Here is a 24,886-nt window from a genome sequence, read left to right as displayed (position 1 = left end):
CGCCTACTTGCCCTTGACGCCCTTGGCGAGCTCGTCATCCAGGTCCTCGTACGCCTTCGCCGCGTTCTTGAGGAATTCGGCCATGCCGGTGAGGCCCTCGATGGTGTCCTTCGCGCCCTTCGTGAACTCCTTGAAGGAGTCTTCGAAGGCCTGCGAGCCCTTGCTCGTGGTGTAGCCGTTCTTCACCAGGCCCTCGATGAACTTCTCGAGGCTGGTGAGCTTCTCCTCGATCTTCGTCTTGGCCGTGTCGACCTGAGTCGCGGCCTTCCGCATCTCCTCATAAGTGATATCGGCGTCTTTGGCCATGAGGCTCACTCGCTTTCTTACGCGCCGCAGGGCCAACCCCCGTGGCTCCCATGAAGCAGATGGTGTGATCGTCCGTCCGCCTGGGGCACGAGGCTACCTGCGGGGCCTCCGTGAGCACACCCGCCCAGGGCAGTCTCTGCCGTGAGGTCGTGTACAGCGCCTCACCACCCGTTGCCATCGGGAAGGGAGCAGCGGATATCGTCACTGTCACTGCGGCGCTCGTTCCGGAGGCGGTCGCAGGTTCCTGGGGAGGACGAGCGTGCGCCTGACTCTGACCGTCGTCGATCCGCTCGGCGGTGCCAGCGCCGATGTAGTCCTCGATGCCGATCCCGAGTCCTCGGTCGGCGACATCGCGCGCGAGCTCGCGCAGCACGTCGGGCACGGCGCCGGTGGAGCGCAGATCATCCCGATCGGGAGCCAGCGCGGGGTGGGCGACGGGTCGCCTCTCCTGTACGTCGACGGGTTCGCCGTCGACGCCTCCGCCACGATCGCCACCTCCCCGCTGCGCGAGGGCGCGATGGTCAGCCTGCACGATCCGGCCGGCTGCCTGCCGGGCGAACCGGCCGGGCTCGTCGAGCTGCGGGTCGTGAGCGGCCCCGCGGCCGGCTCCGTGCACCGGTTCGGTGTGGGCCGTTACGACATCGGCAGTGGCGCCGGTACGTACATCCGCATCGACGATCCCGAGCTTCCGCAGCGCGCGCTGACGTTGTCAGTTGCAACCGATGGCACCTGCCAAGTCGCCATACAGGGGGACAAGAAGGGTGTCACGCTCGACGGCACCGCGATCGAAGAGGTCGAGGGCGACGAGTGGCCGCTGGACGCCCAGCTGGCCATCGGGAACACGCTCCTCGAAATCGCCCGGTACGCGCCTCCGGACGCCGCACTCAAGTGGTCCGAGGACGGTGGCGGGCTGGACTACAACCGGCCGCCCCGGCTGCGTCCCGCCGACCGGCAGACCAATTTCCGGCTGCCGACGCCGCCGCGCGAGCACGAAACTCGGCCGCTGCCCTGGCTGATGGCGCTGTTCCCGCTGGTCATGGCCATTGTCATGGTGCTGGTCATGGGCCGCTGGTACTACCTGATCATGGCCGTGATGAGCCCGATCCTGCTCTTCAGCAATTACTTCATGGACAAGAAGCACGGCCGGAAATCCCACGCGAAGCTCCTCAAGGAATACAAGGAGCACAAGGCCCGCATCGAGAAGGACGCCCAGGAGGCGCTCGTCACCGAGCGGTTCGACCGGCGCCGCTCGTACCCCGATCCCGCCACCGCGCTGTCGCTGAGCACCGGACCCCGTACCCGGCTGTGGGAGCGGCGGCGTACCGACCACGACCACCTGGTGCTGCGGATGGGCACCGGCCTGCTGCCGTCCGAAGTGGTGCTCGACGACCCTGAGCAGGACGACCACCGCCGCCAGGTCACCTGGAAGATCGAGGACGCGCCGGTCGCGCTGTCGCTGAGCACCCTCGGCGTCATCGGCATCGCCGGGCCCGGGGACTCCGCGCGGTCCCTGGGACGGTGGGCGGTGGCGCAGTCGGCGGTGCTGCACAGCCCGGTGGACGTGCAGTTCTACGTACTCACCGAGGTCGGCGCGCAGAGCAGTTGGGACTGGGTGCGCTGGTTGCCGCACACCCGGCCGTCCGGCGCCCATGACACCAATGTGCTCATCGGCACGGACGCCGAGACCGTCGGTGCCCGCATCGGCGAGCTGACCCAGCTCCTCGACGCCCGTCTGAAGGCGGCCAAGCAGAACGGCAGCAAGGGCGCGGTCTTCTCCGACCCGGACATCGTCGTCGTGTGGGACGGTTCGCGCCGGCTGCGTTCGATGCCCGGTGTGGTGCGGCTGCTGCGCGAGGGTCCCACCGTGGCGATCTACGCGGTGTGCCTCGACTCCGAGGACCGGTTCCTGCCCGGCGAGTGCCAGGCCATCGTCGTCGCCGAGCCCAAGCCGGAGGAGCCGGACCCCAAGGCGCAGAACGTCGAGGCGGCGTCCCCGCAGCCGACGGCCCCCGGCGGCTTCCCGTCCTTCCACGCCTGGCACGCGACCGGAACCGAGGCGCCCAAGGCCGAGAGCGTCCCGATGCTGCGGCTGCGCGTCGAGCAGACCAGCACCGTCCGGATCCTCGGCGTACGCCCCGACTTCGTGTCCGCCGCCTGGTGTGCCCGTCTCGCCCGCGCGCTCTCGCCCCTGCGCGACATCAGTGGTGAGTCCGAGGACTCCGCGCTGCCCGCGTCCAGCCGGCTGCTCGACGTCCTCCAGCTGGAGCCGCCGACCGGTGACGCCGTCGCGGCACGCTGGCGGATGGGCGGGCAGTCGACGATGGCCGTCGTCGGTGAGTCGTACGACGGCCCCTTCGGCATCGACATCCGGCGCGACGGGCCGCACGGCCTGATCGCGGGCACCACCGGCTCCGGCAAGTCGGAGCTGCTACAGACCATCGTGGCCTCGCTCGCCGTGGCCAACACCCCCGAGTCGATGACATTCGTACTCATCGACTACAAGGGCGGCTCCGCCTTCAAGGACTGTGTGAAGCTGCCGCACACCGTCGGCATGGTCACCGACCTCGACGCGCACCTCGTCGAGCGCGCCCTGGAGTCGCTGGGCGCCGAGCTCAAGCGCCGCGAGCACATCCTCGCCGCCGCCGACGCGAAGGACATCGAGGACTACCAGGACCTGGTACGCCGCGACCCCTCGCACCCACCGGTCCCCCGACTCCTCATCGTCATCGACGAGTTCGCGTCGATGGTCCGCGACCTGCCGGACTTCGTCGCGGGCCTGGTCAACATCGCGCAGCGAGGCCGTTCGCTCGGTATCCACCTGATGCTCGCCACCCAGCGCCCCAGCGGTGTCGTCTCCCCCGAGATCCGCGCGAACACCAACCTCCGTATCGCGCTGCGTGTCACCGACGGCAGCGAGTCCAGCGACGTCATCGACTCCCCCGAGGCCGGGAACATCTCCAAGAGCAACCCCGGTCGTGCGTACGTACGCCTGGGCGCGTCCTCCCTGGTTCCGTTCCAGTCGGGGCGCGTCGGTGGCCGTCGGCCGGGCGCGACCGACCCGCAGACGCTCGCCCCGTGGGCGGGGGCGCTGGACTGGGGCGACCTGGGGCGCGCGACGCTGCGCAAGCCCAAGTCGCAGGCGCGCGAGGAGGAGGAGATCACCGACCTCAAGGTCCTGGTCGACGCGGTACGGGGCGCGAACGAACGGCTCGGCATCCCCTCCCAGCACAGCCCGTGGCTGCCCGCGCTGGACGAGAGCCTGCTGCTCGACGACGTGCCGGTGCCGGCGGCGCAGGCGGAGGGCGCCCTGCCGCCCGCCGCGTACGGCGTCGAGGACCTGCCGTCGGACCAGGCACGGCGTCCCGTCGCAATGGACTTCAGCACCTTCGGCCACCTGCTGATCGGTGGCGCACCGCGCAGTGGCCGCTCGCAGGTGCTCCGCACGATGGCGGGCTCGTTGGCCCGTACGCACTCGGTCGCCGACGTCCATCTGTACGGGATCGACTGCGGCAACGGCGCGCTCAACGCGCTGACCCGGCTGCCGCACTGCGGCGCGGTCGTGGGCCGCGCCCAGACCGAGCGCGCCATCCGGCTCATCAACCGGCTCAAGGGCGAGCTGACCCGACGTCAGGAACTGCTGGCGGACAAGGGCTTCGCCGACATCGGCGAGCAGCGGTCGGTGGTGCCCGTCAGTGAGCGGCTGCCGCACATCGTGGTGTTCCTGGACCGGTGGGAGGGCTGGCTGCCGACGCTGGGTGAGATCAACCACGGTGAACTGACGGACGAGTTGACCATCATCATGCGCGAGGGTGCGAGCCTCGGCGTACACATGGTGATGACGGGCGACCGGCAGATCCTCGTGGGCCGCATCTCCTCGCTCACCGAGGACAAGTACGCGCTGCGGCTCGCGGACCGCTCCGACTTCTCGATGATCGGCATCAACTCGCGGAAGGTGCCGGACGAGATCCCGCCGGGCCGCGCGTTCAAGAACGAGAGCGGTACGGAGACACAGTTCGCCCTGCTCTCGGCGGACTCCACGGGTCAGGGCCAGGCGGCGGCGATCGCGGCGATCGGCGAGGCGGCGACGGAACGCGACGCGGCGGTGCCCCGCGCGATGCGCCCGTTCCGGGTCGACACGCTGCCGAGCCGCATCTCGTTCGACGCGGCCTGGGAGATGCGCGACCCGGAGGCGTCGGTGTCCCCGCTGTGGGCGCTGGTGGGCATCGGCGGCGACGACCTGAACGGCTTCGGCCCGGACCTCGGGCGGGGCGTGCCGTCGTTCGTGATCGCGGGACCCGCGAAGTCGGGCCGCAGCACAGTACTGATGAACTTCGCCCGCTCCTACCTCAAGCAGGGCGTACGCCTCGTCATCGCCGCGCCCCGTCCGTCGCCGTTGCGTGAACTCGACGGCCAGGAAGGCGTGTTGAAGGTCTTCGTCGAGGACGACATCGAGGGCGACGACCTGGAGGAAGCACTCGAATCGGCGACACCGGAGGCTCCGGTCGTCGTACTGATCGACGACGGCGAACTCCTGGAGGACTGCGACGCCGAACCGGTCTTCAAGCGCCTCATCCAGCGGGGCGCCGAGCGCGGGCTCGGGCTGGTCATCGCGGGCGACGAGGAGGACGTGTGCAGCGGCTTCAGCGGCTGGCAGGTCGACGCGAAGAAGGCGCGGCGGGGCATTCTGCTGTCGGCCCAGGACTCGTCGAGCGGCGAGCTGATCGGCACGCGGACGACACGCAGCATGGTCGGCGGCCCGGTCACGCCGGGCAAGGGACTGCTGCACCTCGGGGACAGCGAGACGATGACGGTTACTACGCCGATGTGACGGATGTGCGAGTTGCGACGGGTGCACGACTGTTGGGACTGAGGGCTTCCCTCGCTACGCGGGCAGGTTGCTTGTAGCTTCGCTCGTACGTGTGGTTGCTGGTGGTTGTGGTTCGGGTGCGACGGGGGATATGGCATGGCGGCGAATCGGCCGGGTGACTGGCATGTGTTGGATCTGGAGAAGGATCCGACGCCGGGTGATCCGCAGCGGGTGAAGGCGTTGTCGCGTGAGTTGCAGGATTTTGCCGATGATGTGTCGGATGCGCTTCGGCTGGTCAAGGGGATGGCCAGCGAGGAGGCGGTCCTGAAGTGGGCGGGGAAGTCGGCCAAGGCCTTCCAGGATGAGTTCGAGGATGTTCCGAAGCATCTGAGGAAGCTGGAGAAGTCCTACGGGATGGCCGGGGACGCTCTGGCGGCGTACTGGCCGAAGTTGGAGCGGGCGCAGGCGTTGGCGGACAAGGCTCTGGTGAACGGGCGTGAGGCGCAGGCCGATTTGAAGTCGGCGACCGCCCGTTTGACGGACGCGGATTCGCACGAGTGCTCGGCCCCAGCGGCGCCGAGGAGACTTGGTCCTACGACGGTGAGGGCAACTGCACGCGCCATGTGGGTGCGAACGGCGAAGCCGCAACGTTCGAATACACCCACTTCGACCTGCTCGCCGCGCGTACCGGCCCCGATCAAGAGCGTCATTCATTTACCTACGATGCCGAGCTCCGCCTCATCAAGGTCACCAACTCTCGTGGGCTCGATTGGTCATTCGCCTACGACGACGCCGGGCGCCTCATAGGCGAATGCGACTTCGACGGCAGCACCGTGGAATACAGTCGTGACGCGCTGGGCCGACTCACCCGGCGTACCAATCCGCTCGGCCAAGCGGTGAGCTTCAGTTACGACGTCATGGGTCGAACGGCTTCGAAGAATGTTGACGGCATCGTTACCGACTACACCTACGACGTGGTCGGCCAGATAGAGGGCGCTGTAAGCCCCAGCTGCGACATGACCTGGCAGAGGGACCTGACTGGTCGTCTACTCACGGAGACGGTCAACGGCCGGCCCCTGTACCTCCGCCGTGATGCGTTGGGCCGTCGCACAGACCGTCTCACCCCTGCTGGCGCCCGTGCCCGGTACGGGTACGACACAGCGGGCCGCCGGACATCGTTGCGCACCTCCGACCGCCTTATCGGCTTCGCGTACGACGCGGCCGGACAGGAAGTGGAGCGATCGGTCGCGGATTCGCTTTCACTCAAGCAAGACTGGGACGACGCCGGTCGACTGCAGACCATGAGCCTGACCAGCGACAATGGCCCTGCTCTGCGGCGTTCATACAGTTACCGCGCAGACAACCACCTGCAAGGCATGAATGACAGCGAGACCGGCGACTGGCGATACGAATTGGATGCCGTCGGACGCGTTACAGGCGTTCATGCCCGATCCTGGACGGAGTCGTATGCGTACGACTCCAACGGCGAACAGACCCAAGCCGATTGGCCTGAATCTGAGCCTGGAGAGAGCGCCAGAGGCCCTCGCGTCCACTCCGGCGGCCACCTGCTCAGGGCCGGCGCGGTCCGCTATGAGTATGACAGGGCCGGGCGCATGGTCCAGCGGCGCAAGACACGCCTTTCACACAAGGCCGATGTGTGGACATACGACTGGGATGCCGAGGACCGGCTGCGCACCCTCGTCACACCCGACGGGACCACTTGGCGCTACCAGTACGACCCCTTCGGCCGACGGATCACGAAACAACGGCTGGGCGCCAACTGCGTGGGCGTCCTGGAGGAAACCCTCTTCACATGGGACGGCCCCGTACTCGCGGAGCAGAGCACCACCACGAAGGAACTGCCCCACCAGGTGACACTCACCTGGGACCATGCGGGAACTCGCCCGCTGGTCCAAGCCGAACGGCTCACGAACCTTTCCACCCAGAATGAGATCGACGAGCGGTTTTTCTCGATCGTCACCGACTTGGTCGGCAGCCCCACCGAACTCGTCGACGAGAGCGGCAACAGAGCTTGGTACGCCCGCAAGACTCTCTGGGGCCAGACCGCCTGGAACACGGACAGCACCACCTATTCTCCACTGCGTTTTCCCGGCCAGTACTACGACCCGGAATCCGGGCTTCACTACAACTGCCACCGCTATTACGATCCAGAATCCGGCCGTTACACGACGTTGGATCCTCTAGGTCTGGAGCCTGCCCCCAATCCCTATGGATACGTGACCAACCCGGGACGCTACATCGACCCGCTTGGCCTCATGTCATGCGACGAAGACCCGTGGTTCTGCACCATGGCAGCAGAAATTGGACCGGCGGACCAACATTCGCGCTGGGCTCCCAAAGCCGATCGTACACACCTGACGCCGGCGTGTACTTGACCGACAATTTCAACAGGGCGGCTACCGCGTACGCGGGACCCGAGGGCGTGATTATCCGAACGGAGGTCCCGAAAAGCTGGGCGGACACCGTCTTGAGAGAACATGCGGGCCCTGCCGGCAACCTACCGGAGCACTTCGTCAACACCCCCGACGGCATCAATATGCTGAACGCGGGATCTCCACGGATGTTGCCACAAATGGAAGCGATCATGGAACACTTCGCAGGGACCTTCTGAACAGGAAATGAGTGATCAGTCGTGACACATCAGCAGCCCGGGCCCATTCCGGAGCATATGCTCGCGCGGGAAATTTTCGCCGCGGTTGGCGGAATCGTAGAGCTGGGCGCGGTACACGCGATAAACGGCGTTGCGCTGGATCAGCTGTCGGTGGGGTCATTCTGCATGTCCAGGCAGGACATCCTGGATGAGTTGCTTTTGACGGTGAGGGCTGTGGGGGAATTCGACTCAGCGAGCATGGCGATTTTCGATGAGCTCGGCTGGCGTCGCGACCACGAAGTGGGCTGGGCGAACCTGGCTCTGTGGTCGGGCGCCATCGAAGCATATTCCCCGGCCATCGGTGAGCCCCCGGCGGTACGTCGTATGGTCCGCATGGGCGGCGACCTTCAACTGACCAATCTCTTGCATGCGCTGGTCACCGCCGCAATTGTGCGCGGGCCCGCAGCCACCCGGACGGCTCCCCTGATCTCCCGCATCCTGAGTCTGGCCGCCGAATTGCTCGGCCGACCTCCATCAGAGTCCCGGACTGACACTTTCCGAACCTGGCGCGTGGTCTACCTCCCCGACATCCTGAAGCCGGATTCGAAGGCCCCTGCAGCCGGGAAGAGCGCCTTCCGGGCCCACGCCCATGCCCTGGAGGATTTGAGGCTCTGTCGCTGATCTTGTGACGGGGTGGGTCAGGGTGTGAGGAGCACCCGCTTGCGGAGGAAGTCGAGGTTGGCTCGTCCGTATCCTTGCCTTTTGAGGAATTTCACTCGTGTGACCTGGCCTTCGACCTGGCCTGAGCTCCAGGGGGTGGACAGGCCGGCGGTGACGGCGTCCTGGTCCCGGCGCAGGCCGTTGACCAGGGAGTGCAGGGCGGGCAGGTTGTCGGCGAGGACGCGTTCCATCCAGGCTGGCAGCTGGTCGCCGCGCAAGTCGCTCATCATGGCGGCGAAGTCGCGGACATGGTCGGTGACGGCGTCGAGTTCGGGGCAGTCGGCCCGGATCTCTTTGAGGTCGGCGGCGTCCACGGCTGCCAGGTTTCCGGGGGCGGTCATGATCCAGCGGACGATGCGGCGGGGCCGCGGAGCTGGACGGGGCACTGGCGGCGCGGTGGTGGAGGTCTTGAACGGGCGGAGGTAGCGGCGGACGGTCTGGATGCTTCCGGTGAACCCCCGGGCGACGATTTCCTGGTGGAGCTGGGCACTGTCGCGACAGCCCTCGTTCCATCGCTGGTGGAGGTAGGGCGTGTGCTCGTCCAGGAGGGTGGACCGGTTTGTCGCCTTGACCAGCAGTTCGTCGATGCTGGTGGCCCGGGCGAAGCGGCGCACGGTTTTGCGGCTCAGCCGCAGTGTCCGGCAGATCCCCTCCAGCGTGCTGCCGCCGTCCAGGAGTTCCCGCACTGCGGTGTAGCGTTCCCTGGTCCGGGTCACCAGACGGCGTTCGCGTCCGCAGACATCGAGCATCGCGTCAACCGGGGGCGGCGTCTGCCAGATGTCGTCGCTGGGCGGCGGCTTGGCCGGTACGGTGTTCTCGAACGCGGCCCGGGCGCAGGCGTGGTGGGCGGATACGGTCTTCTCCACCGCCTCGCCGAGGTTGTGCCACAAATGCCAGGCGTCTGCGACCTGGACCGCCTGCGGGGCGCCGCTGCGGGTGCCCTCGGCATACGCTCCGGCCCTGTCCCGGCACACGATCTCTATTTCCGGGTGGTTGCTCAGCCATGCGGCCAGTGGCTCGGCCTCACGGCCGGGCAGCACGTCGACCGGGCGCCGGGTCTCCAGGTCCACCAAGATCGTGGCGTACGTCGCACCCCTGCGGAGCGCGAAATCGTCGACACCGAGCACACGGATCTCTCCGACAGGCTCTTCCGGCACCGCACGGACCAGACGTAACAGAGTGTCCTTGGCGACGTCCAAGCCCAATACCCCGGCCAGGCGGGCCCCCGCGCGGCCGGCCAGCGCGAGAGCGATCGAGGTCAACTGGCCGCGCAGCAGCGGCGTATAGCGGGCATGCGGGCTGGTCAGCCCCGCGATCTGCTCAGCGAACGTCACCGCCCGGCACCCGGGGTTCAGGCACTTGAACCGCCGCACCAGCAACTCGATCACCACCCCGGCGCCGCTGGCCGCCGCGTCCGCGAGCCGCCGTACGTACCGTCCGTGCACCCGGCCCGACGCGCTACCGCAGTGCGGACACACCCCGCCCGACGACCGAGCACGCGCATGCATCGAGACCACACCGGACAACGACCGCTCGACCACCTCGACCACAACACCGGCCAGATGAGGGAACAACACCCCGAAACTCCGTGAAGTACACCTGGCTCATGATCACAGCCGCCACTGACACCACCCGCCCCGTCACAAGATCAGCGACAGAGCCGGATTTGATGATCGGCCCTGCCTGACCATTGAAAGGCGCCGGACCGCCCTCTGCCGGGAAGAGCCGCGCCTGATCGAGTTCGCACTCTCCATTGAATGACGGTCGGGCCCTTGAGGCCTTCAGCGACTACATCTACGACAACGGGCTTCTCCGGATCGGCAATGTGGCCATCGAGGGCCCCTTGCAGTCACCCGGCAGCAGAAGCCCAAGGCTCGACCGGTGTGAGAGCGCCTCGGGCAGTCGGGCCCCTCATCGTCCCAACTGATGTAAATGACGCAGGAGGGCGCGCCAACGTGGAGCCCCGGTGGTCCGACTTGACCGACCAGGTGTTGCGCACGGCCGGGTGGCACCCCGGGCGCTCGGTGCCCACTGCCGCCTGGGAGAGCGCCCTGCGCGAGCACGACGGCTTCGAGGTCCACGAGGCCGCTCGCCGGTTCCTCGCCGAATTCGGTGGGTTGGTGGTTCCCGACCGGGGTGCGGGCAGAACGATGGCGCGCATGGAGTTCAATCTCAATCCCGCCCTGGCCACGTGGGACGCCGAGATCTTCGAGGTGCTCAGCGAGGAAGCCGGGGCATACCTCTATCCCGTCGGCATGATCGACCGCCGCAACAGCTACTTGGGCATGGCCCCGGACGGCAGGGCCTTCACCGGCATGGACGGGCGTCACCCTCCTTGCGGGCGACGCCGATGAGGCGTTGGAAAAGCTGATCGAGGGAATCCGATGACCAGGACAGGCGCGCTCCTCGCCCGAAGAGGCGGTCGAAGGGCCGCCCGCTGGGCCTCAGCGGCGGCCCGAATCCGGCCCAACGCATACAGACCTTCGAACGGAGGATGAAGGTGATCGGATTCCGGACTCATGGCAGCGTCACCGTCGACTCACTCGACGCCCATAACATCACCACCCCATTCCCCGTGGGAAAGAGCGCGGTGTAATGCAGTTCGATTTCCCTATGGAAGAGCCTGAAGTCCCTCCTCCGTCAGGATTCGACCTTGGTCACCTGGAGGTATCGGGAAACCACGGAGTTGCGACTTCCCGCGGCAAAACCCCGGACCAGGCAATGATGATCTACCTGTCGATTGTTCTGCTGCTGGACGGGCTGCGGGGGCTACTGGGCGGACACGCACGAGGCTGTGCGTGCCCAGCAGTGGGCTCTTCCTTCTCCTTGAAGTTCGGCCGGAAAGGCAAGGTGATCTCCACCGCGTACCACGGAAGCCTCGTCGACGAGCGCGGCAACCGCACCTCACTGACTGATCCCACAGGCGCGCGGACTCAATTTTCCTATGGCGGATCAGGGCATCCGATTTCGGTGACTGACGCGCTCGGTGAAACGACCAGGATCCGCTGCAACGCGGCAGGTCTACCGATCGAATTCACGGATCCGCTCGGCTCGATCACCCGGCTCCGACCCACTCGGACTCTCTCCTGCTCCGCACCCGAGTACCTACGTACACAATCGGCTCACCTGGGCAGATCCACTCGGTCTCGCTCCTTGCACGCGGGCGACCTTCGTGGCAGATGCACACGGAACTGTGGTCCCGACCAGCCAGAGCAGACTGGAGGACGGCCTCCAACGCGCGGTCGATTCGGGCGAACCGGGTTTCAGCACCTTCCAGACCAGATCTGCGGGTGTCGGGTACCAGCTTCCGAATGGCGAGTCGATCCGCGTTATGCAACCGGCAGGAACCGCTCCGCTGCGAGCCTCATCCCGGATCCACCGGCTTGATACCTGTGGATAGTTTCTCCGGAAATAAAGAAGTGCCTTGTGACCTGCGATGATGGGGTTTCTCTAGGACCACATCAGGCACGATCGGCAAGGCACTTCCGAGATGCAATCTTCCCATGCCGCGGCGGCGGTCTCATCCGTGTTCGACGATCCGAATCTGGTCGCGTACGGCGGGCTGGAGCCGGTGATCCGGCTGGCCGAGCGGTGTGGTCTGCCGACTCTGGCCGATGATCTCATCAGGCTGCCGCGCTCGAAGGACGGCACCGGCGCCTTCCCCGCGGCGAAACTGATGTCGCTGGTGGGCGGCATGGTCGCGGGCGCCGACAGCATCGATGACATGGACCGGCTGCGGCACGGTGCGATGGGCCGCCTGTTCTCCGGAGTGCGGGCCCCGTCCACGCTGGGGTCGTTTCTGCGTTCCTTCACGCACGGGCATGTGAAGCAACTGCACGCCGTGGCCCGCCGGTTGCTGCCCAAACTGGCCCGTCACGCCCCGCTGCTGCCCGGCGCGGACCAGGTCGCCTACGTGGATGTCGATGACACCATCCGCCGCACCTACGGCTACGCCAAGCAGGGCGCCGGATACGGATACAGCAAGGTCAAGGGCCTGAACGCACTGCTCGGCATTGTCTCCACACCCCTGTCCGCCCCGGTGATCGCCGCCACGAGGCTGCGCATGGGACCCTCGAACTCCGCGCGCGGGGCGGCAGCTTTCGTGGCCGAGAACATCCGTACCGCCCGCGCCTGCGGCGCGAGCGGCCTGCTGGTGGTACGGACGGACTCCGCGTTCTACGGCGCGGACGTCATCAATGCCTGCCGGACGCTGGGCGCCCGTTTCTCGGTCACGGCTCGGATGAACACCTCCGTCAAGGCCGCGATCGCCCGCATCAACGAGGACGCGTGGACGCCGATCAAATATCCCCAAGCGGTCTGGGACGAGGAGGGCCAGTGCTGGATCTCGGACGCTGAGATTGCCGAGGTCTCCTACACCGCGTTCACTTCCAAGCCGAAGAAGCAGCAGGTCGCCGCCCGTCTGATCGTGCGCCGCGTCAAGCGCCTGGGCCATGGCGCCGTCCCTGCAGGGCAGGGCACGCTCTTCGACACCTGGCGCTACCACGCCGCATTCACCGACTCCCCGCTCTCCTTGAAGGACGCCGAAGCCGATCACCGTCGGCACGCTGTCGTCGAGCAGGTGATCGCGGATGTCAAGAACAGCGCCTTCGCCCACGCGCCGTCCGGGCATTTCCAGGCCAATGCCGCGTGGCTCGCACTGGCAGCCGTGGCGCACAACCTGACCCGCGCCGCCGGCACCCTGGCCGGAACGTTCCATGCCAGAGCGACCACCGCCACCATCCGTGACCACCTGATCAGCGTGCCCGCCCGCCTGGCCCGCTCGGCCCGCCGCCTCACCCTGCACCTGCCCGAACGCTGGCCCTGGAGCGGGGACTTCACCCAGCTCTTCAGCACGGTGCATGCGCCACCAGCCCTCTGACGCTCCCTGACCGACCTGCCCGAAAGGGCCCGAGACCTGTGGACAAGTGGAAGAGCTGGACAGACCAGCGGCCACCCCATGCCCGAATCCACAGCTCAGCCTCGACGCGGCCTGCACACCCCCGAAACGATCAATCCAAAATCAAGCCGGTGGATCCGGGCTCATTCGAGGGACCCAACGGAGCCGTCAGCCCCTTCACCGGTCGGCAACCTCAAGCCCCCCGCGGCATGAAGGGTGCCGCTGCCCGTCAATACATCCGCGAACGAACACATGTGGAACTCTCCTGATGAATAGCGACGTCTTCGAAGAGATTTCGGCCCACCTTCCCTTTCAGGTGGAGGCTTGCTGGCTGGACCCGGACTCGGACACGCTCCTCCTGAGCGGCTCCGGATGGCGCCTGCGTGTGTCAGGGCCGTGGCGGCTGACCCGTGAGGAAGTGATCGAGGCATCAAGAGATGCCGAGGTCAGGCCGGACATGGCCGACGGTGTCCGGTCGCTCGTCGGAGCCCAGATCGTCGACGTGCAGCCGCAGTCGCGGTTCAATTCGCTCGACATCGCTCTGCTCATGAATGACGGGCGCGTCCTTGAGCTCTTCAGTGACTACACCTACGACATCTGGCTTCTCCGGATCGGCGATGTGGCCATCGAGGGCCCCTTGCAGTCCTCCGGACGGTAGGGGTCCACGCCCCGTCCGACGAGGGTAAAACCGCCTCGGGCAGTCGGGCCCCTCATCGCCCCAGTTGGCTAACGACGCAGGAGGGTGCGCCGACGTGGAGCCCCGGTGGTCCGACTTGACCGGCCAGGTGTTGCGCACGGCCGGGTGGTGCCCCGCTCTGCCGCAGAAAGCCACGATGGGACGATGGCGGCCTCGACGCATGGCTGGACGCACATCGAAGGCAGGCACATCACCGGTAGTCCGCAGCCTCAGCGCAGTAGGAGCCTCAGCCCTGCCGCCGCAGCACTCCCGTAGGCGTCCCCGCTCCCGCCGTTTCGAGCCGCAGAGCGCCGTCCCGGCCCAGGGTGTACGTGATCGTCGCCGTGCCCGTCGTGCAGCCCGGGGTGTTCGTGCGGGTCGGGTCCGTTCGGGACGTTACGCGGATTTCCTTGGGGGTCGCCTTCTCCAGCCGGCCCACTCCGCTGCACTTCAGCGGGCCCAGAGTGTTCGTTGCCTTCGTGACGTCCTCGCCCGCCTTGCCCGATCCGATCTCCACCGTGTACGTGCCGCCCGGCAGGCCCGCGTTCGCGGTGAGTTGGCCCGTCCAGGTGCCGGCGAAGGTCTTCGGGACGGTGTCGGGGGGCGGGCGGGACCCGGCGGGGGCGGCCGTGTCGCTGCTGCCGCTCTTGTCGCCTGCTTCGGAGCCGCCCGGCATCAGGTCCAGGACGAACGCGCCCCCGATCGTTGCCACCGCCAGCGCGCCCGCCACCGCCAGGACCAGTGAGCAGCTTCTGCGTCGGCCCCGAGCGCCCTCGCCCTGCGGGGCATCCGGTTCGTCCGTGGTCGTCAGGGAGAAGGAGAGGCGGCCCGCCGGGCGCTTCGCCGGTTCCATTGGTCGGGGCCGGGGCGGACTGCCGCTCTCGCGCGGCCAGTTGCCGTACGACGGGTCCGGTGGGCCGAAGCCCGCCACCGCATCCGCCCCGCCCACCGACTCGTGGCTGAACGGCACCAGGCCCGACCCTGTCGGCCCCGCACCCTCCGCCCCCGCGTCCAGGTCCAGGTCCAGGTCCAGGTCCAGGTCCAGGTCCAGGTCCAGCAACCGCACCGCCGACCGGCTGACCTCCTCCACCAACGGGCCCGGCAGCCAGCCCGAGGCCACCAGTTCCGCCGCGCCGTCGGGCGCCAGCCTGGCCGCCACCTCCGCCGGGGACGGGCGCGACTCCGGGGTCTTCGCCAGGCAGGCGGCCACCAGCTCGCGCAAGTCGCCCTGCAATACGCCCAGTTCGGGCTCCCCGTGCACCACCTGGTAGAGCAGCGCCGCCGAGGAGCCGCCGGGGAAGGGCGCCGCCCCCAGGGCCGCGTAGGCCAGTACCGCGCCCAGCGAGAAGACATCGGCCGCGCCCGTCACGCCCTTGCCCAGGATCTGCTCGGGCGACATATAGCCGGGTGAGCCGATCGAGACGCCCGTCGAGGTGAGCGAGGCGGTGGCGTCCGTGGCTCGGGCGATGCCGAAGTCGATCAGGCGGGGGCCGTCGATCGTCAGCAGCACGTTCGACGGCTTCACATCGCGGTGTACGAGGCCGAGCTCGTGCACCGCCGTCAGCGCCTCCGCGAGTCCCGCTCCCAGGGTCCGTACCGCGTGCTCGGGCAGCGGTCCGTGTCCGGCGACCGCCTGGGCGAGGGACGGGCCCGCCACATAGCCGGTGGCGACCCACGGCACGGCCGCGTCCGGGTCCGCGTCCAGGACGGGCGCCGTCCAGTCGCCGCCGACGAGCCGCGCCGCCGCCACCTCGCGCCGGAAGCGCGCCCGGAACTCCTCGTCGAGCGCGAAGTGCGGATGCACGACCTTGACGGCGACCGTACGTCCGCCCGCACTGCGCCCCAGGTAGACCCGGCCCATCCCGCCCGCGCCGAGCCTGCCCAGCAGCCGGTACGCGCCCATGGTCCGCGGTTCGCCCGCTTCGAGCGGCTGCAGCGGACGCGGAGGGCGCGGGGGTGGCTGTATCGGCCCCGTCGACCCCGTTGGCTCCATGCGTTCCATCCGCCCCATCGGCCGGTCCTCCCCCTCGTACCGAGCAGCCTAGGCGCGGCGTGTTCCGGATCACCACGGTCAGGTGCGGCGCGCAGCCAACCAAAACGGTCCGGCGCCCATCTCCCTGGGCGTAATTCAGCACGTTGCCCGGAATGGCAGGAATGCCGGGCAACCGGAACATCCTTCGGAGCGTCCCCCTGTGAAACGTCTGTCCGCCGTCCTCATGGCCGCCGTCACTCTCGCCTCCGCCGCGCTCGCCTCCGGCTGCTCCGACCAGGGCGACCCGGTCACCTTCGACAACCCCGGCGCATCGGCCCCGGCGGGCGGGCCCGGGAAGGGTGCGACGGACCGGCCGGCTCCCGCCCGCGTCGATACGGAGACGCTGCTGCCGACCGGCCCGCGCGCGCGGTTCACCACCGAGAACTCCCTCGACGACGGCACCAAGATCGGCGTCACCACGCTGCACGGAAAGAAGTCGGGATTCACCGGCAAGGTATGGGTGTGGGCCCCCAAGCAGTACTTCGACCCGAAGTACGCGAGGAGCGGCTTTCCCGTCCTCATCGCCCTGCCCGGCGGCAACGGCTATCCCAATAACTACTGGATGGGCACCGACCTCAAGCTGCAGAGCAGCATCAGCAAGTGGTCGAAGGCGGGCAAGAGCCTCCCGTTCATCGTGGTGATGCCCGTCCTCAATCCGGACGCCGAGAACTACTACGACGGCAGTGACATTCCGGCGGGGCAGCCGAAAATGGGCACCTGGATGACGGACGACGTTCCCGAATTCGTCCAAGCGAATTTCCGTACATTCAAGTCCCGTGACGGCTGGGCCTTCATGGGTTCGTCGTCCGGCGGCTTCGTCGGCCTCAAGTCGGTACTCAAGCGGCCCGACCGGTTCAAGGCCGTGATCGCCTCGGGCCCCGACACCGTGCCCGACTCACCGCTGTGGGCCGGCCACGAGAAGGAGAAGCAGGCCAACAACCCGGAGCGGCTGGCGAAGGCGCTCGCCGCGCGACCGGCCGGGTCGGGCCGCAAGGACGTCTACCTGGCGTTCCAGGTCGGCACCGAGGAGTCGGGGCTCGGCAGCCTGCGCACGTTCGTCAGGACCTACGGCAAGGGGCCGGTGAAGACCCGCCTCCAAGTCATCCAGGGCGGCGAGCACAACGCCAAGACGTACGTGAAGGGCATGGGGGACGGGACCATCCAGTGGATCAGTGAGCACATACGGGGGCCCGTTCCGGCCCCCTGATGCCACTTGCCCGGGGTCAGCCGAGCAGCTCCACCGTGACGTCCGCCGGATAGCCGGTCGTCGGCCCGGTGCGCCGCGCGAACTCCCGTACGCCCTTGAGCTGGTCGGGACCGAACCGGAAGTCCAGCGTCGTGAAGTAGCGCTCCAGCAGCTCCGCGTCGAAGACCTCCCAGCGGGCGGCCTGCTCGGCGACCTTGGCGACCTCTTCGAGGGACACGTCACGGGAGGCCAGGAACGCCTCGTGCACCTTCTTCACGATGACCGGCTCGCGCTCCAGGTAGTCCTTGCGCGCCGCCCACACCGCGAAGACGAACGGCAGGCCCGTCCAGTCCTTCCACATCTTCCCCAGGTCATGGACCTGCAGGCCGAGGCGGGGGGCGTCGTGCAGCGAGGCGCGCAGAGCCGCGTCGCCGATCAGTACGGCCGCGTCCGCCTCCTGCATCATCACGCCGAGGTCCGGCGGACACGTGTAGTAGTCGGGCTGTACGCCGTACTGCTCGGCAAGGAGCAGCTGGGCCAGCCGTACGGACGTACGCGACGTCGAACCGAGCGCGACCCGCGCCCTGTCCAGCTGCTCCAGCGGCAGCTTCGAAACGATCACGCACGACATGACGGGGCCGTCGCAGCCGACCGCCAGGTCGGGGAAGGCCACGAGCTGGTCCGCGCTGCGCAGGAACTCCACGAGGGTGACAGGAGCGATGTCCAGGTCGCCGCGGACCAGCTGCTCGCTGAGCCGCTCCGGGGTGTCCTTCGTCAGCTCGAAGTCGAGAAGCGCTCCGGTACGGGCCAGCCCCCAGTACAAGGGCACACAGTTGAGGAACTGGATGTGGCCGACACGTGGCCGGCTGCGACGGTGGTCGGCAGCAGTTGAATTGTCCACATCGTGAGGCTAGCCCCGTACGTCTCGGATGGTGACGCCGGGGGCCTTCCTGCCCGTCCGGGCATTGCTCCCGACGCCCTCCGGACGCCTCTCCAGGAGCGCTTCGAGCACCCGTACCAAACATCCGTATGAGGTGATCTTTCCCTCTACCGCTTGCCTGATGGCGCGTGCTACGCTCGCCGCAAGTTGCAGTTTGGTTTCCCTTGCAGTACAGAGCCTGCGGCGCATGTGACGCCGCAGGCTTTTGTAGTTTTCAGACTTCTTGCAGGTTCTGGAGCAGGGCAACCCTTTGGCCCATGGGAGGGCTTATGGCTACCGGAACCGTCAAGTGGTTCAACGCTGAAAAGGGCTTCGGCTTCATCGCCCAGGACGGCGGCGGCCCGGATGTCTTCGTCCACTATTCCGCGATCAACGCGTCTGGCTTTCGCTCGCTCGAGGAAAACCAGCTCGTGAATTTCGACGTCACGCAGGGCCCCAAGGGCCCGCAGGCGGAGAATGTCACCCCGGCCAACTAGTTTGCCCGGACCGACCGGATCGCGGTCGAAGCAGCAGTACTCAAGGGGCCCTGTTCCTTTCCGCCCAGGCGGAGAGCGGCAGGGCCCCTGCCTGTGCCCCGCCCGCGCGGCGGCTCCCGCCCGCGCGGACGGCGGCGCCGCCGGGTCGAGGCGGCCGTGCCGGCCCCGCGCACGAAGAGCCGACGCCGAGTACCCGCAGGCCAAGGCGGTGTGCGCGTGCTCACCCCGTCGCGTACAGCGCCTCGATCACCTCCGCGTACCGCTCCACCACCGCTTTGCGCCGCACCTTCAACGTCGGCGTGAGCACCCCGCTGTCCACCGTGAAGTCCTCGTCGAGCACCGCGAAGGCGCGGATCCGGGCGGGCCGGGACACCTGGGCGTTCGCCGTGTCCACCGCCTCCTGGACCAGGGTCCGCACCGCGTCGCGGTCGGCCGGGTCGTGGCCCGTCCTGGTGGCCCAGCCCGCCACCTCGTCCGCGTCGAGCGTGATCAGGGCGACGGGGTACGGGCGGCGGTCGCCCACCAGCACCGTGTGCGAGACGAACCGGGACTGCTGCACGGCCAGTTCGACCTGGGAGGGCGTGAGGTTCTTGCCGGAGGACGTGATGATGAGGTCCTTCTTGCGGCCGGTGATCGTGAGGTAGCCGTCCTCGTCCAGGGCCCCCAGGTCCCCCGTGTGCAGCCAGCCGTCCGCGTCGAGGGTCTCGCCGGTGGCGCGCTCGTTGCCGTAGTAGCCGGGGAAGACCATCGGGCCGCGCGCCAGCACCTCGCCGTCCTCGCCGATCCGCACCTCGCAGCCCGCGATCGGCCGGCCGACGGTGCCGTAGCGGACCGCGCCCGGGTGGTTGATCGAGATCGCGCCACCCGACTCGGTCATCCCGTACCCCTCGAAGACCGCGATGCCGCACGCCCGCAGGAAGTCCAGCGTCTGCGGCGCGATCGGGGCGGCCCCGGTGAGCGCCCAGCGCAGCCGACCGCCGAAGGCCGCCCTGACCAGGCTGTACAGGCGCTGATCGGCATCCTCGTACGCGCCCTTGAGCTCTTCGGGCAGCCGCCCCTCCGCGGCGAGCACCCCGATGCGTACCGCCTCCGTGAAGCGTTCGCGCCCGCCCTCCTCGGACTCCGCGAGCGACAGCACCACCGAGTGGATTTTCTCGAACAGGCGCGGCACGGAGGGCAGATGGGTCGGCCGGACCTCGGCCAGCTCGGCCACCACGTCCTCGATGCGCCCGCCGAAGTAGCAGAGCTCGCTGCCGTGCAGGACGGTGGTGAACTCGATGAGCTGGGCGAGGAGATGGGCGAGCGGGAGGTAGAGGTACGTACGGTCGCCGGGACCGCCCTCGATCAGGTCGAGGTTGGCGTCGAGTACGGCGCCGATGTTGCCGTGGGTGAGGAGACAGCCCTTGGGCGGGCCCGTCGTCCCCGAGGTGTAGACGATCTCCGCCGTGTCGTCGGCGCGCACCGCCGCGCACCGGTCGAGCAGTTCGGCGAGCGGCGCTGACGCGAGCGGCGCGTCCAGGGTGCCCGGCCGGCCCGGGTGGCGCAGCGCGTCCATCCGCACCACGTGGCGCAGCGCCGGGAGCCCACCGCGCACCCCCTCCACCCTGGCGGCCCGGTCCGCGTTCTCGCAGATCACGACCGACGCGCCGGAGTCGCCGAGTACCCAGGCGAGCTCCTCGTCGCCCGCCGTCGGATAGACGGGAACCACGACCGCGCCCGCCGCGAACGCCGCGAAGTGCGCGTATGTCCATGCGGGGCGGGTCTCGGAGAGGATCGCGACCCGGTCGCCCGCGGCGACCCCCAGACCGCCGATCAGGACGCGGCCGGTCTCCCGTACGACCTCACGGAGTTCGGCGTACGAGACCGAGTCCCAGCCGCCGCCCTCCGCCCCGGCGGGGCCCTTGAAGCGCAGGGCCGGATGGTCCGCGTAGCGCTCGCCCGCCCACTCGGTGAACTCCGCGAGCGTGTCGGGCCGTCGTCGAGTCATGGACTCGACGGTAGGTACGTTCGTGGTCCCGCGGCGATGACCGGAAACGTCACCGGCGCTGACCTTGGCGCTCAGTGCCTGGACGGCTACCGTCCATGACCATGGCCAAGCGGACGATCACGGTGCACCACGTGCGGGCCCTGCTGCGCGGCGCCGAGCGCCGCGGCATCGACACCGTGCCGCTGCTCCAGGCGGGCCACATCCCGCCCCTGCTGCTGGGTGACGACCGGGCGCGTGTCACCGCCGCCCAGTTCGCCCGCCTGTTCCGGGCGCTGTACCGCGCCACGGAGGACGAGTTCCTGGGCCTCGGTCCCGCCCCGAGCCGGCCCGGCACGTTCGCGATGATGTGTTACGCCCTGCTGGGGTGCCGTGACCTGGGTACGGCGATCGAGCGGGGGACCGCGTTCTACGGGCTGTTCCCGGGCGGGCCCGATCTCACGCTGGAACGCGCGGGCGGGGAGGCCGTGTTCAGTGTCCGCAGCGATCTCGGCCGGGACGAGGACCGCTTCCTCACCGAGTGCCTGGTGATCATCTGGCACCGGTTGTGCAGCTGGCTGGTCGGCCGTCGCATCCCCCTGCGCTGGGCGGACTTCGACTATCCGCCGCCGCCGCACAAGGACGAGTACGACACGCTCTTCGGCTGCGCCGTCCGCTTCGGCACGGACCGGACGGCGGCGGGCTTCGACGCGCACTGGCTCACGGCCCCGCTGATCCGTGACGAGCCCGCGGTCGACGTGATGCTGGGCGGCGCCCCCTTCGAGCTGCTCAGCCGCCGCGAGTACGGCACGACGGTGGCCGAGCAGGTACGCCGCGACCTGGCCCAGTCGCTGCGGGCATCGCCCCGTCTCCCGTCCCTCGGCGCGACGGCGGCGCGCCTGGCGGTCAGCCCGGCGACGCTGCGGCGCAGGCTCCAGCTGGAGAGCACGTCGTTCCAGCAACTGAAGGACGCCGTGCGGCGGGACGCGGCCATAGCGGGCCTCGCGGAGGGTCGGGAGCCGATCGCGGAGCTGGCCGCGCGGCTCGGCTTCTCGGAGGACACCTCGTTCCACCGGGCCTTCCGCCGCTGGACGGGGACGACGCCGGGGGCGTACCGGGTGATCGGCTCGGCGTCGGCGCACGGGCGCGTCGCCGAAGCTCCCCGGTCGGGCTGATCGCCACGCCGTCAACCTGCCGGTACCGGGGCCGGTCTCCGGGGCGCGGCCGTCCGGGGCCCGCTCCGCTCGCGCCCGCAGGCCCCCGACCAGCGGCGGCGGGCAGCCGGGGCGGGCCAGGCCGGGCACATCCGCGTCCTCGCCGCACGTGTCACGCGGCCCGGCATTGGATCTCTCTGCTGGAATTTGGAATTCAGGGTCAGCAAAGCTGAGCTTCCCGGTCAGCTCCGTACCTACTGGTCAGTCACTACGGTCTCGGCAACGAGCCCAGCCCCCACAGGAACGTTGGGAGAGCCGCATGAGCCGCACGCCCATCAGGAACAGAGTGGTGGCCACCTTGGCCGCACTCGCCTTCACCTCCGCCGTACCCACGGCCGTCGCCCAGGACACCCCCGCCGACAGCGCCGCTTCGGCCGCCGCCCCCGGCGACATCGTCAGCTCCGCCCGGACCTCGTTCCACCCGCTGCCGGGCCAGCCGACGAACACCGACTCCTGGCACATCACCTACCGCTCCAGCACCGCCAAGGGCGCGCCCAATGTCGTGTCCGGCACGGTCATCGTGCCCAAGGACGGCCGGGAGGGGCCGCGCCCGCTGGTGACGTACGCGGTCGGCACGGTCGGCCTCGCCGACCAGTGCGCGCCCAGCGCGGGCTTCCCCAAGGGCACCACCGTCGAGGCCAACCTCATCAACCAGGCCGTGCTGCGCGGCTGGGCCGTCGCCGTCACCGACTACGAGGGCCTCGGCACCCCCGGCGACCACACCTACACGGTCGGCAGGGCCGAGGGCCAGGCCGTCCTGGACGCGGCCCGCGCCGCGCTCCGCCACCCGGAGGCGGGCCTCTCCAAGGACTCCCCCGTCGGCATCATGGGCTACTCGCAGGGCGGCCAGGCCTCCAGCTGGGCCGCCGAACTGCACGACTCGTACGCACCCGAGCTCAAGGTCGAGGGCACCGCGACCGGCGGCGTACCGGCCGACCTGCTCAAGGTCGCCGACTTCAACGACGGCAACATCGGCGCCGGTCTGATCCTGATGGCCGCGACCGGCCAGGACGCCGCGTTCCCCGAGCTGAAGCTCGATTCGTATCTCAACGACAAGGGCCGCGAGTACGTCGACTTCATGAAGAAGAACTGCGTCGCGGTCGACACCGTCGCCGGCCTCTTCCAGCGCATCTCCGACGTGACGGTCAAGAACCCGCTGGCCGAGCCCGACTGGCAGCAGCGCCTGAACGAGTCGAAGCTCGGCTCGCACGCCCCCGACCACCCGGTGTACCTCTACCACGGGGGCCTCGACGAGCTGATCCCGTACGACGTCGGCAAGCAGCTGCGCGCCGACTGGTGCGCGCAGGGCGCCAAGGTCCAGTGGCGCTCCCACCCCGTGCTCGGACACATCGGCGGGGTGACGGTCGGTGCGTTCCCGGCGATGGACTGGCTGGGCGACCGCTTCGCGGGCAGGCCCACGAACGGCAACTGCTGATCCCTGCGCCGGCGGACGAAGACGTACGGCCGCGCCCCGTTCCGGAAGGGAACGGGGCGCGGCCGGGCGGGGGCGGCGGGGGCGGAAACCCTGTTCGGGTTGGCCGAACATCGCGTATATGAATTAGATGCCTCGGGCATGTAGTGGGTAGTGGTGATCAGCACCGGATCAGCGCGTGATCAGTACGACGCCCTCTCCCCCAGTGAGGCAGTCATGACCGAGACCGTTTCCTTCCCCCAGGACCGCACCTGTCCCTACCACCCGCCGACCGAGTACAAGCCCCTCGCCGAGGAGCGCCCCCTCGCCCGCGTCACCCTCTACGACGGGCGGCGGATCTGGGTGGTGACCGGGCATGCCGAGGCCCGCGCCCTGCTCGTCGATCCGCGGCTGTCCGCCGACCGGGAGAACCCGGACTTCCCGAAGCCCACCGAGCGCGTCGCCCGCATCAGCGCGCGCCGGATAGCCCTGCTCGGGGTCGACGACCCGGAACACCAGGTGCAGCGGCGGATGTTGATACCGAGCTTCACCCTGAAGCGGACGGCGTCGATGCGCCCGCGCATCCAGGAGACCGTGGACCGGCAGCTCGACGCGATGATCGCGCAGGGGCCTCCGGCCGACCTGGTCGCCGTCTTCGCCCTACCCGTCCCTTCCATGGTCATCTGCGCACTGCTCGGAGTCCCGTACGAGGACCACGAGTTCTTCGAGGCGCAGTCGCGACGGCTGCTGCGCGGGCCCTCGACCGCGGACGTGGAGGACGCCAGGGACCAGCTGAACGACTATCTCGGGGCGCTGGTTGAGCGGAAACAGGACAACCCCGGGGACGGGCTGATCGACGAGCTGATCGCCCAGCAGCTCAACTCGGGGTCGCTGGACCGAGAAGAGCTCGTCAGCCTGGCCACGCTGCTGCTCCTCGCGGGCCACGAGACCACCGCGAACATGATCTCCCTCGGCACCTACACCCTCCTCGAACACCCGGAGCGCCTCGCCCAACTGCGCGCCGATCCCACGCTGATGCCGGTCGCCGTCGAGGAACTGCTGCGGTTCCTGTCCATCGCCGACGGCATGCTGCGGGTGGCCACCGAGGACATCGAGACGGGCGGCGAGGTGATCCGTACCGGCGACGGCGTCGCCCTGTCCACGTCGCTGATCAACCGGGACGACCAGGCCTTCGCGGAGCCGGACGACCTGGACTGGCAGCGCACGGCCCGCCACCATGTCGCGTTCGGCTTCGGTATCCATCAGTGCCTCGGACAGAATCTGGCGCGGGCCGAGATGGAGATCGCACTCGGCTCCCTCTTCGCACGACTGCCCGGACTGCGGCTGGCGGTGCCCGCCGACGAGGTGCCGTTCAAACCCGGGGACACCATCCAGGGGCTCTTCGAGCTGCCCGTCACCTGGTGAGCGAGCGGACGGACATGCGGATCAGGATCGACCAGGACGTGTGTATCGGCGCGGGGCAGTGCGCGCTGACCGCGCCCGGCGTCTTCACCCAGGACGACGACGGTTTCAGCGAGCTGCTGCCCGGCCTCGCCGACGGAGGAGGTGACCCGATGGTCCGGGAGGCCGCGCGCGCCTGCCCGGTGCGGGCCATCGAGATCGAGGAGCCCCAGGTGTACTGACCCG

The 24,886-nt window shown here is 68.8% G+C and carries 16 protein-coding genes and 2 pseudogenes; 13 read left to right on the top strand and 5 right to left on the bottom strand.

The features are described 5' to 3' along the window. Positions 1-3: 3 nt before the first annotated feature. Positions 4-306 (bottom strand): WXG100 family type VII secretion target, encoded by a 303-nt coding sequence (locus tag ACLLJJ_RS22955; RefSeq protein WP_434594671.1) that lies wholly within the window; start codon positions 304-306, stop codon positions 4-6. Between the two features lie 259 nt (positions 307-565). Here ACLLJJ_RS22955 and ACLLJJ_RS22950 point away from each other — a divergent pair, with 259 nt between their 5' ends. The 4 genes and pseudogenes from ACLLJJ_RS22950 to ACLLJJ_RS22935 all read left to right on the top strand — a co-directional run bounded on the left by ACLLJJ_RS22950 (position 566) and on the right by ACLLJJ_RS22935 (position 8,405). Continuing rightward, positions 566-5,134 carry an FtsK/SpoIIIE domain-containing protein gene (locus ACLLJJ_RS22950; protein ID WP_434594668.1) on the top strand — a complete coding sequence of 1,523 codons (4,569 nt, stop codon included), beginning with the start codon at positions 566-568 and terminating at the stop codon, positions 5,132-5,134. Between the two features lie 135 nt (positions 5,135-5,269). Next, positions 5,270-5,665: pseudogene (locus ACLLJJ_RS22945) on the top strand (putative T7SS-secreted protein); the annotation flags it as partial. 1,154 nt (positions 5,666-6,819) lie between these two features. Further along, positions 6,820-7,401: pseudogene (locus ACLLJJ_RS22940) on the top strand (RHS repeat-associated core domain-containing protein); the annotation flags it as partial. Between the two features lie 365 nt (positions 7,402-7,766). Further along, positions 7,767-8,405 (top strand): hypothetical protein, encoded by a 639-nt coding sequence (locus ACLLJJ_RS22935; RefSeq protein WP_434594665.1) that lies wholly within the window; start codon positions 7,767-7,769, stop codon positions 8,403-8,405. Between the two features lie 17 nt (positions 8,406-8,422). Here the strand turns inward: ACLLJJ_RS22935 and ACLLJJ_RS22930 are convergent, their stop codons facing one another. Further along, positions 8,423-10,021, bottom strand: coding sequence for an ISL3 family transposase (locus ACLLJJ_RS22930; RefSeq protein ID WP_434588078.1), 1,599 nt, complete (start codon positions 10,019-10,021; stop codon positions 8,423-8,425). A gap of 378 nt (positions 10,022-10,399) precedes the next feature. Between ACLLJJ_RS22930 and ACLLJJ_RS22925 the strand changes: the two genes are divergently transcribed. The 3 genes from ACLLJJ_RS22925 to ACLLJJ_RS22915 all read left to right on the top strand — a co-directional run bounded on the left by ACLLJJ_RS22925 (position 10,400) and on the right by ACLLJJ_RS22915 (position 13,999). Then, positions 10,400-10,798 (top strand): SUKH-3 domain-containing protein, encoded by a 399-nt coding sequence (locus ACLLJJ_RS22925; protein ID WP_434594663.1) that lies wholly within the window; start codon positions 10,400-10,402, stop codon positions 10,796-10,798. 1,136 nt (positions 10,799-11,934) lie between these two features. Beyond that, a complete protein-coding gene (locus tag ACLLJJ_RS22920) occupies positions 11,935-13,323 on the top strand; it encodes an IS1380 family transposase (RefSeq protein ID WP_434588954.1) in 1,389 nt (462 codons plus the stop codon). 286 nt (positions 13,324-13,609) lie between these two features. Continuing rightward, complete coding sequence (locus ACLLJJ_RS22915; protein WP_434594660.1) at positions 13,610-13,999, top strand: hypothetical protein; 390 nt, start codon at positions 13,610-13,612, stop codon at positions 13,997-13,999. 265 nt (positions 14,000-14,264) lie between these two features. On the opposite strand, the gene ACLLJJ_RS22910 is transcribed toward ACLLJJ_RS22915, so the two are convergent. Then, on the bottom strand, positions 14,265-15,953 hold the full coding sequence (locus ACLLJJ_RS22910; RefSeq protein ID WP_434600496.1) for a serine/threonine-protein kinase: 1,689 nt from the start codon (positions 15,951-15,953) through the stop codon (positions 14,265-14,267). 256 nt (positions 15,954-16,209) lie between these two features. On the opposite strand from ACLLJJ_RS22910, the gene ACLLJJ_RS22905 reads away from it, so the two are divergent. Then, a complete protein-coding gene (locus ACLLJJ_RS22905) occupies positions 16,210-17,256 on the top strand; it encodes an alpha/beta hydrolase (protein ID WP_434594657.1) in 1,047 nt (348 codons plus the stop codon). Between the two features lie 16 nt (positions 17,257-17,272). Here the strand turns inward: ACLLJJ_RS22905 and ACLLJJ_RS22900 are convergent, their stop codons facing one another. Beyond that, positions 17,273-18,136: a menaquinone biosynthetic enzyme MqnA/MqnD family protein gene (locus ACLLJJ_RS22900; RefSeq protein ID WP_434594654.1), complete on the bottom strand. Its 864-nt coding sequence runs from the start codon at positions 18,134-18,136 to the stop codon at positions 17,273-17,275. Between the two features lie 308 nt (positions 18,137-18,444). Here ACLLJJ_RS22900 and ACLLJJ_RS22895 point away from each other — a divergent pair, with 308 nt between their 5' ends. Next, positions 18,445-18,651, top strand: a complete 207-nt coding sequence (locus ACLLJJ_RS22895; RefSeq protein ID WP_347125522.1) for a cold-shock protein — start codon at positions 18,445-18,447, stop codon at positions 18,649-18,651. A 220-nt stretch (positions 18,652-18,871) separates the two neighbouring features. On the opposite strand, the gene ACLLJJ_RS22890 is transcribed toward ACLLJJ_RS22895, so the two are convergent. After that, positions 18,872-20,638 carry an AMP-dependent synthetase/ligase gene (locus tag ACLLJJ_RS22890; RefSeq protein ID WP_434594650.1) on the bottom strand — a complete coding sequence of 589 codons (1,767 nt, stop codon included), beginning with the start codon at positions 20,636-20,638 and terminating at the stop codon, positions 18,872-18,874. A gap of 101 nt (positions 20,639-20,739) precedes the next feature. On the opposite strand from ACLLJJ_RS22890, the gene ACLLJJ_RS22885 reads away from it, so the two are divergent. From ACLLJJ_RS22885 to ACLLJJ_RS22870, 4 genes are all read left to right on the top strand, one after another. After that, positions 20,740-21,789 (top strand): AraC family transcriptional regulator, encoded by a 1,050-nt coding sequence (locus ACLLJJ_RS22885; protein WP_434594647.1) that lies wholly within the window; start codon positions 20,740-20,742, stop codon positions 21,787-21,789. A 298-nt stretch (positions 21,790-22,087) separates the two neighbouring features. Continuing rightward, positions 22,088-23,263, top strand: coding sequence for a lipase family protein (locus ACLLJJ_RS22880; RefSeq protein WP_434594644.1), 1,176 nt, complete (start codon positions 22,088-22,090; stop codon positions 23,261-23,263). Positions 23,264-23,476: 213 nt separating this feature from the next. After that, positions 23,477-24,664, top strand: coding sequence for a cytochrome P450 (locus ACLLJJ_RS22875; RefSeq protein WP_434594641.1), 1,188 nt, complete (start codon positions 23,477-23,479; stop codon positions 24,662-24,664). 14 nt (positions 24,665-24,678) lie between these two features. Beyond that, complete coding sequence (locus ACLLJJ_RS22870; protein ID WP_434600495.1) at positions 24,679-24,882, top strand: ferredoxin; 204 nt, start codon at positions 24,679-24,681, stop codon at positions 24,880-24,882. Positions 24,883-24,886 lie beyond the last annotated feature (4 nt).

It is taken from the genome of Streptomyces sp. A5-4 (genome assembly GCF_051131715.1).
In the GTDB taxonomy this organism is placed as follows: Bacteria; Actinomycetota; Actinomycetes; order Streptomycetales; family Streptomycetaceae; genus Streptomyces.
The sequence above is the reverse complement of the archived record's forward strand: the minus strand, read 5'-3'. Positions and strand labels throughout refer to the sequence as shown.

What these genes read in the sequence shown, in the direction of transcription:
- ACLLJJ_RS22955 (WP_434594671.1), bottom strand. Translation starts at nt 306, where the DNA reads ATGGCCAAAGACGCCGATATCACTTATGAGGAGATGCGGAAGGCCGCG.
- ACLLJJ_RS22920 (WP_434588954.1), top strand. Translation starts at nt 11,935, where the DNA reads ATGCAATCTTCCCATGCCGCGGCGGCGGTCTCATCCGTGTTCGACGAT.
- ACLLJJ_RS22915 (WP_434594660.1), top strand. Translation starts at nt 13,610, where the DNA reads ATGAATAGCGACGTCTTCGAAGAGATTTCGGCCCACCTTCCCTTTCAG.
- ACLLJJ_RS22895 (WP_347125522.1), top strand. Translation starts at nt 18,445, where the DNA reads ATGGCTACCGGAACCGTCAAGTGGTTCAACGCTGAAAAGGGCTTCGGC.
- ACLLJJ_RS22890 (WP_434594650.1), bottom strand. Translation starts at nt 20,638, where the DNA reads ATGACTCGACGACGGCCCGACACGCTCGCGGAGTTCACCGAGTGGGCG.
- ACLLJJ_RS22885 (WP_434594647.1), top strand. Translation starts at nt 20,740, where the DNA reads ATGGCCAAGCGGACGATCACGGTGCACCACGTGCGGGCCCTGCTGCGC.
- ACLLJJ_RS22880 (WP_434594644.1), top strand. Translation starts at nt 22,088, where the DNA reads ATGAGCCGCACGCCCATCAGGAACAGAGTGGTGGCCACCTTGGCCGCA.
- ACLLJJ_RS22875 (WP_434594641.1), top strand. Translation starts at nt 23,477, where the DNA reads ATGACCGAGACCGTTTCCTTCCCCCAGGACCGCACCTGTCCCTACCAC.
- ACLLJJ_RS22870 (WP_434600495.1), top strand. Translation starts at nt 24,679, where the DNA reads ATGCGGATCAGGATCGACCAGGACGTGTGTATCGGCGCGGGGCAGTGC.